At 54.6% G+C, this 16,223-nt stretch carries 10 protein-coding genes; 3 read left to right on the forward strand and 7 right to left on the reverse strand.

Features of this window, described 5'->3' with window-relative positions:
- Nucleotides 1–244 precede the first annotated feature (244 nt).
- On the forward strand, nucleotides 245–2,323 hold the full coding sequence (locus ANI01nite_RS02030; RefSeq protein ID WP_170214534.1) for a cell wall-binding repeat-containing protein: 2,079 nt from the start codon (nucleotides 245–247) through the stop codon (nucleotides 2,321–2,323).
- A gap of 132 nt (nucleotides 2,324–2,455) precedes the next feature.
- Here the strand turns inward: ANI01nite_RS02030 and ANI01nite_RS02035 are convergent, their stop codons facing one another.
- The gene (locus ANI01nite_RS02035; protein ID WP_141355593.1) at nucleotides 2,456–3,901 is read right to left on the reverse strand and encodes a glycosyltransferase family 2 protein; all 1,446 of its coding nucleotides are present in this window, start codon (nucleotides 3,899–3,901) and stop codon (nucleotides 2,456–2,458) included.
- Nucleotides 3,902–3,975: 74 nt separating this feature from the next.
- Nucleotides 3,976–7,548 (reverse strand): chromosome segregation protein SMC, encoded by a 3,573-nt coding sequence (gene smc / locus ANI01nite_RS02040; protein WP_141355596.1) that lies wholly within the window; start codon nucleotides 7,546–7,548, stop codon nucleotides 3,976–3,978.
- Nucleotides 7,549–7,697: 149 nt separating this feature from the next.
- Here smc and ANI01nite_RS02045 point away from each other — a divergent pair, with 149 nt between their 5' ends.
- Nucleotides 7,698–8,513: a serine hydrolase domain-containing protein gene (locus tag ANI01nite_RS02045; protein WP_141355598.1), complete on the forward strand. Its 816-nt coding sequence runs from the start codon at nucleotides 7,698–7,700 to the stop codon at nucleotides 8,511–8,513.
- Between the two features lie 26 nt (nucleotides 8,514–8,539).
- Here the strand turns inward: ANI01nite_RS02045 and mutM are convergent, their stop codons facing one another.
- From mutM to ANI01nite_RS02065, 4 genes are read right to left on the reverse strand one after another with little or no spacing between them, the layout of a single operon-like run.
- Nucleotides 8,540–9,469, reverse strand: coding sequence for a bifunctional DNA-formamidopyrimidine glycosylase/DNA-(apurinic or apyrimidinic site) lyase (gene mutM / locus ANI01nite_RS02050; RefSeq protein WP_141355600.1), 930 nt, complete (start codon nucleotides 9,467–9,469; stop codon nucleotides 8,540–8,542).
- A 10-nt stretch (nucleotides 9,470–9,479) separates the two neighbouring features.
- The gene (gene rnc / locus ANI01nite_RS02055) at nucleotides 9,480–10,178 is read right to left on the reverse strand and encodes a ribonuclease III (RefSeq protein WP_141355602.1); all 699 of its coding nucleotides are present in this window, start codon (nucleotides 10,176–10,178) and stop codon (nucleotides 9,480–9,482) included.
- A 3-nt stretch (nucleotides 10,179–10,181) separates the two neighbouring features.
- Nucleotides 10,182–10,385, reverse strand: coding sequence for a 50S ribosomal protein L32 (gene rpmF, locus ANI01nite_RS02060; protein ID WP_013348816.1), 204 nt, complete (start codon nucleotides 10,383–10,385; stop codon nucleotides 10,182–10,184).
- Nucleotides 10,386–10,387: 2 nt separating this feature from the next.
- On the reverse strand, nucleotides 10,388–10,909 hold the full coding sequence (locus ANI01nite_RS02065; RefSeq protein WP_174787660.1) for a YceD family protein: 522 nt from the start codon (nucleotides 10,907–10,909) through the stop codon (nucleotides 10,388–10,390).
- A 422-nt stretch (nucleotides 10,910–11,331) separates the two neighbouring features.
- On the opposite strand from ANI01nite_RS02065, the gene ANI01nite_RS02070 reads away from it, so the two are divergent.
- Entirely contained in the window at nucleotides 11,332–12,546 is a 1,215-nt protein-coding gene (locus ANI01nite_RS02070; RefSeq protein ID WP_141355604.1) for a CDP-glycerol glycerophosphotransferase family protein, read from the forward strand.
- Nucleotides 12,547–12,621: 75 nt separating this feature from the next.
- Here ANI01nite_RS02070 and ANI01nite_RS02075 read toward each other — a convergent pair whose 3' ends face one another.
- On the reverse strand, nucleotides 12,622–16,134 hold the full coding sequence (locus ANI01nite_RS02075) for a CDP-glycerol glycerophosphotransferase family protein (protein ID WP_255314343.1): 3,513 nt from the start codon (nucleotides 16,132–16,134) through the stop codon (nucleotides 12,622–12,624).
- Nucleotides 16,135–16,223 lie beyond the last annotated feature (89 nt).

Raw genomic sequence — 16,223 nt, forward strand, 5'->3', positions numbered from 1 at the left:
TCACCCTGATATTAATTCCCGGAATCTTGCCGGAAAACATCGGGTAGATATACTGGCAAAGGCTTTTGCCATGTCACTTGCACTCAATTATTCAGGGGAATCCATGCCGGCACTCCGGACACGACGATCCAAAGCCCTATCCATTACGGTCGTAGCCGCACTTTCCATCCCGCTTTCTGCTGGTCCGGGTTTCGCTGCGCCAGCGGAAGAACCCTCCGCTCAATCAAGCCAGTCTCCCGCTGCCATGGCTACCGCGACAGACGCGCCGGAACCGTCTTCTGCGCCATCTGATGCTCCGGAGACCACCGGGACCGGCACCAACGTTGCTGAGTCCACGACGTCAACGCAGAGCATATCTGCTGCCGTGGCCACGCCGGCTGCTGAGGAAATCTCCACGGCACTGTCCAAGGGTGAGGAACTTTCCAACAAGGAGCGCGTGAAGCTCGCCGACAAGGCGCTGGCCGAACTGGAGATGGAGCACCTCGATGCCCAACTGGGGCAGGGGGCCAAGCGAATTGCGGAAACCGGAGACGCCACCGTCCCCACCGTGGCCGAGCTGGCGGATCTCGCGCAGCTGGCCACGGATGATGCTGCCGCTTCCATTCCTTTCGAGGTCGGTGCGCCCGCTTCCCTGGATGAGCTGCGCACTTGGCGTCCGCCGGGCACCCTCGGAATCGATGTTTCCCGCCATCAAGGCACCGTGAACTGGTCCACCGCCAAGGCCAACGGAGCACGCTTCGCCTACATCAAGGCCACGCAGTCATGGCCTTCTTCCTTGTACAAGGACCCGAAGTTCAGCCAGAACTACACCAACTCACGCAATGCCGGCCTGATCCGCGGTGCGTACCATTTCGCCATGCCTGCCCATTCGTCCGGCGCTGCACAGGCCAAGGAATTCATGGCCAATGGCGGCGGTTGGATCAACGACGGGTACACCATGCCGCCGTTGCTGGATATCGAGTGGAACCCGTATAGCAAGACCGCTTACCCTCAGGGCAAGGGCGATATGTGCTACGGCATGACTCCTTCGGCAATGGTCGCGTGGATCAAGGACTTCGGCAATGCAGTCAAGGCCAAGACCGGCCGCCTGCCGATGATCTACACCGCCCAGACATGGTGGGATGAGTGCACCGGTGATTCCGTGGCCTTCAAGTCCTGGCCACTGCATGTGTCCATTTTCCCGACCGCTGACGTTGCAAAGAATCCCCGGGAGCTTCCCGAAGGCTGGACCACCTTCAACGTCTGGCAGTACTCTTCCAACTCCAACATGCTGGGCTCGACCAATAACGTCGATGCCAACGTGTGGAATGGCGACCTGACCTCATTGCGCGACTTCGCGAAGAACCGCCGCAGCACCGCCTACAAATTGACCACCAGCTACTTCGGCAACATGGATGTGTGGCCGACCCGTTTAGGCCCAACGCGGATGTCTGGTGCCAACCGCTACGGAACTCCTGTTGCCATCTCCAAGCGCACCTTCCCCTATGGCGCGAAGACTGTTGTTGTCGCTTCCGGCGAGCACTTCGCCGATGCGCTGTCGGTCACCTCGCTGGCCAACCGCCACAACGCTCCTTTGCTGTTGACCAAACAGGCGTATCTGCCCAGCGAGGTGGCTGCGGAAATCAAGCGGCTGAATCCTTCGCGCATCATTATTGCAGGTGGCCCGACCGCAGTCAGCAGCAAGACGTTTACTCAATTGAAGAAGTACGCACCGGTATCGCGCGAAGCGGGAAGCACCCGTTATGGAACCAGTGCCGAGATCGCTACGAATTGGTCCTCTGCGAAGAACGTGTTTGTTGCTTCGGGACGTTCGTTCCCTGATGCCCTTTCCATGGCGGCAGTCGCGGCGAACCGTGAGGCTCCGTTGCTGTTGAGCAGCAAGAAGTACGTGCCGAGCGCCATCCTGAAGCAGCTGAAGCGCTTGAATCCTTCCACCGTGTATTTGGCTGGTGGACCACTGGCGGTTTCCAAAAATGCGGAAAACCAGATCCGCAAGGCGGTTCCGAATGCCCGCATCGCCCGCTATGGCGGCGCAACGCGATATGACACCAGTGCTGTCATCGCCAAAGCCTTCTGGCCCAATGGTTCACAGCGACAGTTCATTGCCAACGGCAAGAACTTCCCTGACGGGCTCAGCGGTGCTGTTGCAGCAGGCTATAACGGAGCGCCAATGCTGCTGGCTAAGAAGACCTGCCTGCCGAAATCCATCGGCTCGGCCCTGACCAGCATGGAAGGCTGGACCAACGTCCTCATCGGCGGACCGCTGGCTCTTGATTCAACAGTTGCTTACCGGAATGACGGAAAGCTCAATACGTGTTCGTAAGCATGGCGAATTAGCCTTCGCACAGTAAAGAAGCTCGTAGATGCGGATAGTGGCAACTACGAGCTTCTTTACTTCTGCACGGAGCCGCAAGGCAATTTGAAGCCAGCCGGCACGGCTCCATGAGCCGATGTGCTACCTCGCTTGGCGAGTATCTATGCTCAAATATCCGTTAGAGGTTGCATAGACCAGCAAGCCGTCGAATTCCTGGTTCGCAACATTGTTCCCCATCTTGATCCGTTTTGCAGGAACTCCATGGTACTCGATGAAGATGTTGCCCAATCGGGAGACAGACTCAAGCACGCAATCTCGCGAAAAAGATGCGGTCATTCGTGATCCGCTGTCGTCAACTGCGATTTCACCCATTGCCAGGATTTCGGTATCCCGATCCCTGATATGGATGCCTTTCGGCGCCGGACCTGTAGCGGGCAAATCGACAATCAACGAAACATTTTCAGCAGTATTCTCAATCGAGACAACCGCTGGCGGTTGTTCCGCTTCGATCTTCTTTCGTGCATGCTCTTCCAAGTACTCGATATCGCTGTCTAGGATGGCTTCGACCAGCCGAGCGTCCTGCGGCTTGAAGAACTCTGCAGGGTTGTCCAGGTGGAAAGATTCCAAGAAACCCTTATGATTTGATACCCACGCCTCACGCTGTTCGGCAGTGAAGCGCAGGAAACGTTGGCCGTCGTAGAAGCGCAAGCCTTTGCGAACGAACAATCCGGCGATGCGCTTCCGGGCCAACGCCAGATCCGTTCCTGTGTAGTCCGCTATTGTTTGGGCGATCTTGGACAAGGAATCAACGTAACCGGCAGGATCGATCCGCTGCGTACTAATATTCTGGCCGTCGGATCTCAGCCGGATCTCGTAGTAGTTGTAGTCGCCCAGGATGCTTATTCGCTGAGCAGCGGAATAGGCCTCGACCATGGCGATGCCATCTTCCAGCCTGACTTTCTCTTCGACAAAGCGGATACCATGCGAATTGAGCAGACTGCGCCGAATCATCTTTTGCGGCGACAAGGTCCGCAAAATAAAGTCGTAATCAACATCGAGAATTGTTTTCCCGAATAATTTCGCCTGAACTCTTCGGCCGTCCAAGCCCACCATTTTCGGGACAAGAACATCCACGTCATGTTTCAGGGCGAAGGACGTCATGCGCCTGAGCGCTTCGACACCGAGCCGATCATCACTGTCGATGAAGAAGACATACTCTCCTCGCGCATGGTCGATTCCCACATTGCGCGGCTTACCGGGCCAACCGCTGTTTTCTTGATGCACAACGTTGAAGTTCGAATTTCGCTTCGCATAGACGTCCAAGATCTCTCCGCCAAAATCCGTAGAGCCGTCATCTACTGCAATGACTTCGAAATCTTCTGATTTCAAGTCTTGGGCTTCAAGTGAATTAAGCAGTTCCGTCAGGTACGGCATGGCGTTGTAAACAGGAATAACCACGCTCACTAATGGGGCAGGTTCTAGGCTCTTTTGCGCCTCCGCGACAATAGACTTCTCCTCAGCTCCCCGACGGACAGAAAGTAAGGGAACTTCAGAGTTATCTTTGCTGCGTTTACGGAAAAATGCCATGCCAGCCTAAGTAGAGATAATGAGTTACAGAACGAATTTGCTCGTACCTATAAATTCCAACTGTACCGCAATGGCTACGGCGTTACAGCTCTTTCCATTTTCTGGCTGATCACCGTGGAAACTCCGTCTCCGCGCATGGTGACGCCGTACAGCGCATCAGCCACTTCCATGGTCTTTTTCTGGTGGGTAATCACGATCAGCTGGGAGGACTCGCGCAACTCCTCAAAGATCGTGATCAGTCGACCCAAGTTCATATCGTCCAAGGCAGCCTCGACCTCGTCCATTACATAGAAGGGAGATGGCCGGGCCTTGAAGATGGCGACCAGCAAGGCGACGGCAGTCAGCGAACGCTCGCCACCGGAGAGCAGCGAGAGCCGTTTGATCTTCTTGCCGGCTGGACGCGCTTCCACCTCGATGCCGGTGGTGAGCATATTTTCGGGATCGGTAAGCACGAGCTGGCCCTCGCCGCCCGGGAACAGGCGATCGAAGATCCGCTTGAACTGCACGGCTGTGTCGTTGTAGGCCTCGGTGAACACTCGTTCAACGTGGGAATCAACGTCAGCAATGATCTGCTGCAAATCCCCACGGGACTTCTTCAAATCCTCTAGCTGGCCGGACAGGAATTTATGGCGCTCTTCCAAAGCGGCGAATTCTTCAAGTGCCAGCGGATTGACCTTGCCCAAGGCCGCTAGGTCGCGTTCCGCTTTCTTCAGCCGCTTTTCCTGCTCCACGCGATCATAGGCTCGGGTGCCGACAGGGTTCCCGTCTTCGTCAACGCTCTGCCGCAGCGCACCCCACTTGTCGTCTTCATCTACAGCTTCCGGAATCAGCTGGTCTGGACCGTAGTTGGCAATCAGATGATCGGGGGTGAATCCCAGTTCTTCCAGTGCCTTGGTCTCAAGGTTCTCGATACGCATCCGCAGTTCTGCACGGGCCATCTCGTCGCGATGCACGGCATCCGCAAGCCGGGCGAGCTCTGCGGAGAGCTGTTCCGCTTCCCTGCGCTGGCTACCCAGCATGGTTTCGAGTTCAGTTTTCTTGCCGTCGAGTTCCTCGCGTTCTTGGCCAGCCATGGATACCGATACTTCAATGAAACGCAGGACGCGTTCAGCTGCTTGCTCAATGCGGTTCGCATTGGCGGCCTGGGCCTTGCGCTGTTCAGCGCGTCGGGCGGCGACTTCACGGTGATTTCGCTCGGCGGCCGCAGTGCGGCGCAACCCCTCGATGCGTGAGCGCAACGCAGAAACGCGCTCTTCACTGCTGCGCAAGGCCAAACGGGCTTCCAATTCCTGCTGGCGTGCGGCGGCCGCGGCATCGGCCAGTGCTGCCCGAGCCGCGTCATCCACGGTTTCTTCGTCTTGATCGGTCGAAGCAAGTTCCATGCGCTCGGTAATCTCCTCCAGAGATTCCTGCTCAATTTCCAGCTTCTCAAGCGTTGCCTCAAGCTTTTCTTCCAACGCGGCTTTATCCGATTGCGCGCTGCGCAGCTTCTGCCCAAGACGTGCCAGATACGACGACAGTTCATCAATTGTCGCGTCTGATTCCGTTAAAGCGGACAAGGCGTCTTCGCGCTGTTGCTGGGCGACGGAAAGCTCTGGACCTCGTTGGGCCAGTCTTTGTTCAACTGATGAAAGTTCTTCTTGGCACTGGGATAGTTCGGTTTCCGTCTGTTCTACCAATGCCTGTTGAGCGATCAGGGAGGCGCCCGCTGAATCCCCCACAGAGCTGCGTAATGCGGAAACAGTTATGCCGTCCAAGGTGGTGAGCAAAGCCGTAGGGTGCTGCGCCAATACTGCCGGCGCTTGGCTCATCTCCTCAATGATGTAGTGGCCAGCAAAAAGCTGATCAAGCAAACTGTCCAAAGCGCTATCGGCAGCAACAACTTCACGAGCGCTGACAGCGTTAGCCACGCCAGCCGCCGTAGCAACCTGTGAAGACAGCTCTGCGTGCAGGAAAACCTGGCTGGCCTCTTGCTGTTGCACGTCTTCGATGAGCTCCAGCGCGTTGCCAAGGTTCTTGGCTACCAAGGCTTCGGCGTTCTCACGCAATATCGCGGCGATGGCCTGTTCGTATCCGGGGTTGACCGTAATCAGCTCGCCCAAACGCCCCAGGAGCTTGCCAGAAGCCGAACGAAGAAGCTGAGCGGACTGATCATCTGGTTTTGAGTTCAGCTTCAGGGCATCAAGGCGTGCGCGCAGTCCGGAAACACGCACAGATAGCTCGCGTTCCCGTTGGCTATCGACGTTGTGCGCTTCTGACAATGCCGAATGTTCTTGATCTGCACTCTCGAAATCCAGATTCAGCTGCGCTTCTCCAGCTAGCTGTTTTTCAAGATCGGTGGCGACTTCGGCGTGAGAGCGCGAATCCAATTCAAGATCCGAGTCGAAGGAACGGACACTTTCCTGAAGGCGAGATATCTCAGCCCGAGTTACGTCGACACGGCTACGTGCGGAAGCCACCTGGGCGGCTAGCCGGGACATCCCCTCGCGGCGATCCGCTGCAGCACGAAGCATGGCAGCCATTCGTTGTTGTTCAGCCCGTGAAGCTTCCTCGGCCTGCTCCTTGGCTTCGACGGCTTCAGCCAGGATCTCATGGCGGTCTTCAAGAGCTTCTTCCAGTTCCTCAAGTTCTGAGCTCATTCGCTCAGCTTGGGCTTCCAACCGCTCAGGATCTCGACTGGAATCGAAATGAGTTTCGTTGCTCTCCAGCAATTTCGCTCGTTCACGAGCCAACGCGGCAAGCGAACGGTACCTTTCTGCCTGGGTGCTCAGCGCAACCCATGTTTCCTGAATCTGCCCAAGACGAGGGGTAATGGTTTCCATCTGGGAAGCGAGTTCTTCGATATGCTTCTTGACGCGTTCCAGGCGTGCAGCAGCCTCTTCTTGCTGGGCTTGGATCTTTGATTCGTCATCAATATCTTGTGCAAGCTTGTTATTCAGCGTGACCAAATCATCAGCGAGCAACCGCGACTTTGCGTCTCTGACGTCGAGCTGGACCGTCTGCGCGCGGCGAGCAATTTTCGCCTGCCGTCCCAACGGGGCCAATTGGCGCCGCACCTCAGCGCTCAAATCTTCAAGGCGATCCAGGTTTCCCTGCATTGCCTGCAGCTTACGCAGAGTTTTCTCTTTTCGCCGACGGTGCTTAAGCACGCCGGCCGCCTCTTCAATGAAGCCACGCCGGTCTTCGGCTGTTGCGTGCAGAATGCGGTCCAGCTGCCCCTGCCCGACAATCACATGCATTTCCCGCCCCAGGCCGGAGTCCGAGAGCAGCTCTTGAATGTCCAGTAGACGGCACGAGCTTCCATTAATTGCGTATTCGGATCCGCCGGTACGGAATAACGTCCGGGAGATGGTGACTTCTGCATAGTCGATGGGAAGCTGACCATCTGCGTTATCGATGGTCAAGGAAACGTGGGCACGTCCAAGCGGTGGGCGACCCGACGTGCCGGCGAAGATCACGTCTTCCATCTTGCCGCCGCGAAGTGTCTTAGCACCCTGCTCCCCCATGACCCAAGACAGCGCATCCACTACATTGGATTTGCCCGAGCCGTTAGGCCCGACAACTGCTGTGACACCGGGTTCGAACTCAAAGGTGGTCGCCGACGCAAAAGACTTGAATCCGCGAACGGTGAGAGTCTTGAGATGCACGGCGTGAAGTTCCTAAGTTTGGGTCGAATGGCTAAAGTTGGGTTGGACATCCAAACCCAATCCTTGTGGCAATTCTAGCGAAGCACGGTAGGGATTTTCTGGTTGTGCTCGCAAAATCCAAGAACGAAAATCGAGGGATAGATCATTCTATGAGCATTCTGACGCAGATTGACCAGTGGCCAAGTGACAATGCGGTTTCCGTGGTAGTCAACGGCAACGGGGCAATCATTGACCGGCACGGTGATACTGCACGCGTTTATCCCTTGGCCTCAGTGACAAAATTGCTCAGCGCCTACACGTTCTTGGTAGCGCTGGAAGAAGAAGCCATAACCCTCGAAGATCCTGCAGGGCCGGAGGGTTCCACGGTGCACCACCTCCTGGCGCATACAGCCGGCTATGACTTCGATTCCGAAGCGATCCGCTTTGCCGTAGGGACCAAACGCGGCTACTCGAATTTCGGATTCGAGAAGCTAGCAGAGCATTTGGAGCAACAGACTGGAATCAGCATGTCCCAGTACGCACAAGAGGCTGTCTTCGCTCCCCTGGCCATGGCTAATACTGAGATTGCCGGCAGCTGCGCGAAGGATGGGCGCTCCACTGCCGCGGACTTGGCAAAATTCGCTGCTGAGCTGTTGAACCCAACTATCGTGGCCCAAGCTACATTGCGTGACGCAACGCGTGTTCATTTCGAGAACCTTGCTGGGATTCTGCCTGGCTATGGGCGGCAGAATCCGAATGACTGGGGCCTCGGCTTTGAAATCCGATCATCCAAATTACCGCACTGGACAGGCGCAAGCCATCCGGCGTCAACATTCGGGCATTTCGGGCAGTCCGGCACATTCCTCTGGGTGGATCCCGAACATCGTGTAGCCTGTGTGACGCTCACCGATAAGAACTTTGGACAGTGGGCCGTTGACGCTTGGGCACCATTCAATGAACAGGTGCTCAATTCTCGAATTGCATAGCCTGCGATATGTTCTCGATGTGCCAGCTAGCTTCGCGTGCGGCGTGGACGTGGCTGGCACACAGGACAGCTGTATGAGGAACGACCCATAAACGGATCGCGCCGAATCAGCGATTCTCGTCCTTTCTCCTCGCACCGCAAACAGGCCTTGCCTTCACGCCCGTAGGCGTTCAATGACCTGGCGAAATAACCGCTGGCACCGTTCACATTTACATAGAGGGAATCAAAGCTGGTACCCCCAGCTGCAAGGGCGCGCATCATCACATCAACCAAGGCATCGTTGAGGCGTTGGACTTCAGGACGCCTAATTGTCGCGGTACTGCGCAATCCGGACAGGCACGCTTGCCATAAGGCTTCATCCGCATAGATGTTGCCGACGCCTGAAATGATCCCCTGGTCCAGAATGGCCCGCTTCAATTCTGTATTCTTTTTGCGAAGCGCGACATACAGGTCATCGGGATTGCGGTGAGGATCCATGACATCCCTGGCGATGTGTGCAGCCGCTAATGGGATCGATGCCTGTAGCGAGCCTGCGCCCGCTGGCAACCCATCGGGTGTTGCCATCACAGGAGATATAAACATTCCGCCGAAGATTCGCTGGTCAACGAAGCGCAGTTCGCCTGGGTAGCCAGATCTATTGCTCAGTGACAGGCGTACTTTTAAATGCTTCTCATCGGGTGCGTCAGGCTCTTCAACAAGAAGTTGCCCGCTCATTCCCAGGTGAGCTACCAAGGCGGCCGGAGTAGGCAAGCCTTCCAAGTCCATCCAGAGGAACTTGCCCCGGCGAACAACAGAAGCAATTGAACAGCCGCTCAGGGTCTGCTCGAAGTCATCAACGCCATCGGTATGACGGCGGACAGAACGAGGGTCCAGCACCTGAACGGTTTTCACCGTTCGAGTGCGAACCCACTTGTCCAAGCCTTCGCGGACGACTTCAACTTCTGGCAGTTCTGGCATGCGCTTAATGCTATCCCTTGGGTAGCTGCTCACCAGGATGCAGCATTAGCCAAGTCTTGTGTGCCGCTTCCTGCTCGGCTTCTTTCTTGGACGGCCCATGCCCGTCGCCAAATACCTTGTCACCGATGAGGAGTTCAGCGAGGTAGGTACGTGCATGGTCGGGACCGGAACCGGTGACCTGGTAGTGCATCTCGCCTAGTTTTTGGGAGGCTACTTCTTCCTGGATTACAGTTTTCCAGTCGGTGGTTGCGCCCAGCAGTCGAGGATCCTCCAGCAGCGGAGTGACGAAACGAAGCACAAATGAGCGTGCCGCTTCCATGCCTTGAACCAAGTATGTTGCTCCAAGGATGGCTTCCATGGTGTCTGCCAGAATGGATGACTTGTTTGAGCCATTGGACTGCGCTTCACCACGCCCCAGGAGCAAGTGCTCCCCCACTTCCAGATCGCGGGCAATCATTGCCAGGGCGCGGGTACTGACGATAGCCGCGCGCCGTTTCGCGAGATCACCTTCTGGCAGAAGCGGGAAAGTTGCGTATAGGTATTCTGCAACGCAGAAGCCAAGAATTGAATCGCCTAGGAACTCGAGGCGTTCATTTGTTGGAATGCCACCGTTCTCATATGAATAGGAGCGGTGGGTGAATGCAAGACGAAACGTCTCGGAATCAATGTTGATTCCGAGACGCTTCATAAGTTCTTCTTTAGAAGACATGTCTTAGACGTCTGCGACCTTGCGACCCTTGTACTCAAGGAACAGTTCGGTACCAGCCGAGTCGGTGACAACCTTAGCCTGGTGAGGCAGGCTGTAGGTTACGCGACCGTTTTCAACGGTCTTCACCAGGTTCGGTGCGGTAGCCTTCCACTGAGAACGGCGGGCACGAGTATTCGCACGGGACATCTTCCGCTTTGGAACAGCCACGACTACTTCTCTTCTCTCTTGTCTGACGTTTTATCGTTTGTCGCATCCTCTGCGACAATGTCGGACAGCTGCGCTAGCGCTGCCCAACGTGGATCCAGGATCTCGTGATCATGCTGGGGGTCATCGTTGAGGCTGATTCCGCATTCGCTGCAGAGCCCCAAGCAATCTTCCCGGCAAACCGGTTGGAACGGCAGGGCGGTAACCACTGCGCTCCTTAGTACCGGATCGATGTCAATCAAGTCACCGACCACCCAATACTGATCCATATCATCATCGTCTTCGAATTCTTCGCTCTCTTCATAGTAGAAGAGCTCTTGAATATCAGCCTCGAAATCGTACTCGATGGGCTCCAGGCATCGTCCACATTCCCCAGCAATCTGCGCTGTAGCGGTACCCGATACCAGAATTCCCTCATGCACGGCTTCAAAGCGAAGATCTAAGTCAAGCTCAGATCCTCCACGAATACCGATGAGTGCATTTCCCACATCCGTGGGCGCCGGAACCTGCTCTTTGAGAGTTTTCATCGAGCCAGGCGAACGGCCGAGCTCCCTGGTTGAAAAAACCAGAGGCGAGTTGCGATCGAGTTCGCCGTGCGGCGATCGATCAGAACGCTTTTCGCTAATGATGACTCCTATAGAAACATAGTCCGACATTTCATCTTAGCTTGCCGTTGGCCAAGTTCCCAAACTGAAACCAATTTTAGCGTTCGATATCAGTGTTGCACTCACCACAGCATAGCGCAGGAAGCGGATCAGTTTCTGCACGGTCCATTTGAGTGGTTGAGACAAATGCTGAACAGATTTCAACGGCGTCCAACGCACCCGATAAGGCAGGACCATGCTAGGGGCCAACCGACGCAAAATGGCTTATAGCAAACATCCCGAAGAATTGCAGTATGAAGAATTATGCTTAGTCGTGCATCGATTTAAGTGCTGAGGGATAGTTCATGAATGTAATACATACCGTCGATAGAGTCGTCGAAAAGATTCGGAAGCGCATTGCGACTCGACGACGCATTGAGTTCATTCGGAACCACGCCACAGAACTCCGCGAGCTGCCCGTCGGAGCTGGCCGGTACAAGGTGGCGCTCCACTTTCCCGATGAAATGGTCAATGCCTACCAGCTCAGGCAATGGTATGAGCCACTTGTAGCCTTGGCAGAATTCGTGCCTGTAGTAATTCTCGTTCGAAGTCCCGAAACTGCGTTGTCCTTGCGCGAAGAATGCCCGCTACCGATCCACTACGCCCCTGCTGTGGACGACATGGAGCGGCTCATGCATTCTCAGGATCTGCGCGTGGTGTTCTATGTGAACCAGAATATTCGCAATTTCCAAGCTCTTCGGTTCAATGGGCCTAACCATGTTTTCATCTGCCACGGTGAAAGCGAGAAAGCCTACATGTGGTCCAATCAGCTCAAGGCCTATGATTACGTATTTTCTGCGGGTGAAGCAGCCAAGGATCGTCTGGCAAAGCACCTACGTAACTTCGATCCTTCGGAGCGCTGCCGCCTCATAGGTCGTCCTCAAATAGATGTGAACTACACGCCGCCCGTAACAGTTAATAAGGAACTGCCTACGCTTCTCTACGCTCCTACGTGGGAAGGTGACAGGCCTTCAATGAATTACGGATCAGCACTTTCGCACGGTGAGCTATTGATCAACGCACTGGTCAAGGACGGCGGTTTCAATATCATTTTTCGTCCGCATCCGCGTTCGGGGATGAGTGCAAAACCATATGCGCAGGCTGTAGAACGAATCCGCAAACGGCTAGATGCTCACGACGATACTTCCAACGCACGATTCATTTTCGACGATTCCGAGCATTGGGGTTGGCAATGGTCAATCGCTGACCTTTGTGTCACTGATATTTCCGCGGTTGCCTACGACTTCCTGGCAACAGGAAAACCAATGTTCGTGACCGCGCCGGTGTCAGGCGATGCCACTATTGATGACTCACCTGCACTTCGACAGGTCCCTGCGTTGTCGGCCCAGCAGGCTGACGAAATAGTTAGCCTCGCCCATGACGCGCTGAATAGCAACGACCCCCAGTTGCGCGAAATGGTCGATTATTACTTTGGCGACATTTCCCAAGGAGCCAGCATGCAGCGGTTCATTGCCGAAACTCTTTCCCTTGTGCACGAGGATAGCATCGCTGATCGCTAGTCCGCTTGCCAGAAGGGTGTTGCCGGAACTAGGACTGTTCCGGCAACACCTTCTCAACTGCCAGTGAGGACTTCCCTATTTAAAGAAACGTTCAACAACGCGTCGTGCGGCCTGCCCATCATCATGTGGTGCAAACTTTTTGATGAAGTCGTCACGGTTCACACCAGGAAGTTGTTCCCCTGCAAGGGCTGACGCGAGTGCATCCCAGAGGTCACTCTCTTCTTCGACAATCGGGCCAGGCAGCGCGCTCTCGTAGTCCAAGTAGAAACCACGAAGGTTATCGCGGTAGTTCTCCAGGTCATATGCATAGAAGATAATCGGACGACGCAACAGTGAGTAGTCGAAGAACACAGAGGAGTAATCGGTAATCAATACATCTGTGGCGAGATACAGTTCCTGGATGTCTGGATGACTGGACACGTCGATTATGCGATGCCGCAGACTCTCCGGAATTGACACTGCATTTGAAATCAGCACATGCATGCGCAGCATCAGGATGGTGTCTTCACCGAAACGACGGTCGAACTCGTCCAGGTCCATTGGCAGATCGAATCTGAATTTGCCTCGGCTTGAGGCAGCATCATCACGGAATGTCGGCGCGTAGAGAACCGTTTTGATTCCCGGGGGAATCGCAAGCTCATCACGCACGCGCTGTTCTTGATCGGCAACACCAGGACCCGTCAAGATATCGTTTCGTGGATATCCGAGTTCCACAGCTTCACCCGAGAATGCGTACGCAGACCGCATAATCTCACTGGTGTAGCGAGATGGCGAAATCAGATGCGTCCATTGGCGCGTAGCTCGAGTAACTCGGTCCAGATAGCCCTCATCGCGGCCTTGGACTTCTCGGATATCGAGAGCCATCTGCTTCAAAGGCGTCCCATGCCATGTCTGCAGGAACACGCCCTTTGCACGACGCTTCACGTAGTGAGGGAAGCTCTGGTTATTGACCCAGAATTTCGCCCGTGCAAGGTACCAGAAGTATTCCGGCGACAACCGCTTCACAGTAGACGTCAACGGATCGGTGAAGCGGTGCTTGCCGGAGTAAACCCAAACCTTGCGTCGCGTATCTCCCTGTCGCAGCAATTCCTCGTAGATATATCGAGGAGAATCTCCGTACTGACGTCCAAGACCGGATTCGAATACAATGAGGTCTTCATCCATTGGTGCCAGCTTGTACAACTTGTAAAGCTTGCGCATGACATCAAAGTACCGCTTATGCCCTCGGAACTTGTTCTTCAGCTTAACTGGCAGTTCTGCGCGCCAACCAACTTTGGGTTTGCCACGCAATTCGGCTCGTTCAATTTCTGCGACAATACGTCGTGAATTGTTCTGGTCCCGATGTGTCATGAAGACGTCAGCCCGTTGACGGAACTTCGGTTCCATGGCCTTGCCACGATCCAGTGTATGAGATAGATCCTTCAACAACGTTTCGCTGTCGAAAGCAATGCGACCGGGCAATTCATCATCGAGGTTCAAATGCGAACCGTTGGGACCCAAGAATCGAGCACGGTCGAACTGATAGTAATGAACAGGCTTATGCAGGAAGCTGAAGTCGAAGTTCACCGAAGAGTAATCGGTGATCATGATCGCAGCGGTCTTGATGAGTTCTTGGACATCAATTTCACCCTGGACGATCAGCCGGGCCGGCGCTCCAGCAAAATGATCCCTGAATTGCATCATGTTGGGGTGAAGACAGAAAACTACTTCCAAGCCGTGCTTCTGCACCAGGTCTGCCAGCTCCACCGAATTTAGCAGATTCTTCCATTGCTCAAGGTAGTCCGATTCAAGGAACACGTCCTCGTTCTGCAACCAGTCCCGCCACGTCGGGATGATCAGCAGCAAATTCTCGTTCACGGGAAGATCCTTGGCCAGCAAGGAATCGAACCTGGATAGCCCTGTGACCTTTACTTCTTCCGGCGAGTAAAGGAAGTCTTTAACGATGTATTGCTTCTCGCGCTCTGACGACACCATGAATAGGTCTGTAGCAAAGCCAGGCGAGTTCTTGCCGTAATTGGGAACCATCCATTTGGTTCCCATGACGCCGTGCTGCAAGAATACTCTGGTAGCACGGCAACGCGATGAAAAGCTATGGTGCCTCGTCGGGTACAGGTAATCTGCGTGGTGAGTACCGATGACACGTTGCGCACGAATAGCCAATTCAAAATGCTCTTTGCTGCCATGGAAAACGACGTGATCCATGGAGTCGAAATTCCGCAAGTCCGGAGCGTTTTCATTGATGACGTAGTAGGCATCAATATCTGGACGTTCCTGCCGCAGGTAATTGAACAGGTGCAACCCGTTGTCCTGGGCTTTGTAGGATAGTTCGCCAATGATCCAGATCGGCTTGGAATCGGATGGCTGGCTAATCGGGAAACTGCGATGCCTAGCGTCCGCAAGGACGGCAAATGCTTCTTTGTCGAACACTTCCAGGATCAGCGATGTAGATTTCGCTTTAAAGGTGAAGTACGGAGAGATCGCTAGAGTCTTATCACCGTTGGTCACTGTACCGGCTCGCGTTGTACTACGCACGGCGAATGGAGTGCGACTTACCCGAACCCGAGCGGGTTCGCCTCCGGAGTACGGGGCAGCCAGTAAATAGAGATCGTAGTTATCGCCCCGATCTATCGCCGTCCAGTCTGCAGATTTGAAGTCAAGGGATGCCGACCAACCGTAGCTGGCACGTCCGAAACGTTTTTCTGCACCTTTCTCATCAAAGTTCAGCTCGACTGGAACGTCAAGCCTGAACTCGGACTTACGTCCAATAAGTTGCAATGTGGCTGAGGACAACCGATCGCTTTGAGTTTCCAGAACGCCGCCTAAGGACAGCTTTCCGTCATGAATCTGGGTGATATCCGTACGTATCCGGTACTTGAATCGCAGTGGTCGATTAATGGCTAGTGCAACTTCTGCCTTCTTATTGATATACAGTCCTACGCTTCGATCGCCCGAATGGTAGACCGTGTTGCTGCTGAAGGCAGTTGAAGAAAACCGTCCCAAAATGCGGTGGGCAATTACAGGTCCATCGAGGATTAGTTCCCCTGCCTCTATGCGCTCCCGGACTTCTTTTCGCCGGAGCAATTCGCCACCTTCAGCAAGTTGCAACCATGCAATGCCGGAAGGCAATTCATTAAAATCGGAAATGAAGGTTAGCGCGAGACGTACCGTACCGGAGTACTGCTCATCGTCCAAAGTGACATGGTCTTCATCTGCCTCATCCGAATCAACAGAGCTGAATTCCGGCTCTTCATCATTTGAAGCAAGTTCCCGGTACTCATGCCACTGATCCAGAACTGAATCCAGTGAGATCCGTGCCTGGAACCGACGGAGTTCAGCGTTGCCGCTCTTTAGCGGTTCAAGTTCAAGTGGCGTCGCTACAAGAACTATGTGGCTTCCGTGTAATACCGAAACAGATTGAACGGACTGGGCAACACAGGCTTCCAGATGCAGTACGTCATCACGAATCTCAAGATTCAATTCTTGGTAGCCGCTGTAATAGCGATACCTCTTACGCTTCAACCGTTGGGTGCGCAACGTCTGCAATCCGGACTGCGCTAGGTCTTGCATAGATCGAATTTCAACTGCCACGAAAAGAGTCCTTCAATGTTCTAGCTGCATTGCATCGCATGAGACTTTCAGCGGATCAGCCTGGACATCACGCGAGTACAAAATGAAAG

Origin of the sequence: Glutamicibacter nicotianae (assembly GCF_006539525.1) — a bacterium.
In the GTDB taxonomy this organism is placed as follows: Bacteria; Actinomycetota; Actinomycetes; order Actinomycetales; family Micrococcaceae; genus Glutamicibacter; species Glutamicibacter nicotianae.

What these genes read in the sequence shown, in the direction of transcription:
- ANI01nite_RS02030 (WP_170214534.1), top strand. Translation starts at nt 245, where the DNA reads ATGGCTACCGCGACAGACGCGCCGGAACCGTCTTCTGCGCCATCTGAT.
- ANI01nite_RS02035 (WP_141355593.1), bottom strand. Translation starts at nt 3,901, where the DNA reads ATGGCATTTTTCCGTAAACGCAGCAAAGATAACTCTGAAGTTCCCTTA.
- ANI01nite_RS02045 (WP_141355598.1), top strand. Translation starts at nt 7,698, where the DNA reads ATGAGCATTCTGACGCAGATTGACCAGTGGCCAAGTGACAATGCGGTT.
- mutM (WP_141355600.1), bottom strand. Translation starts at nt 9,469, where the DNA reads ATGCCAGAACTGCCAGAAGTTGAAGTCGTCCGCGAAGGCTTGGACAAG.
- rnc (WP_141355602.1), bottom strand. Translation starts at nt 10,178, where the DNA reads ATGTCTTCTAAAGAAGAACTTATGAAGCGTCTCGGAATCAACATTGAT.
- ANI01nite_RS02065 (WP_174787660.1), bottom strand. Translation starts at nt 10,909, where the DNA reads ATGAAAACTCTCAAAGAGCAGGTTCCGGCGCCCACGGATGTGGGAAAT.
- ANI01nite_RS02070 (WP_141355604.1), top strand. Translation starts at nt 11,332, where the DNA reads ATGAATGTAATACATACCGTCGATAGAGTCGTCGAAAAGATTCGGAAG.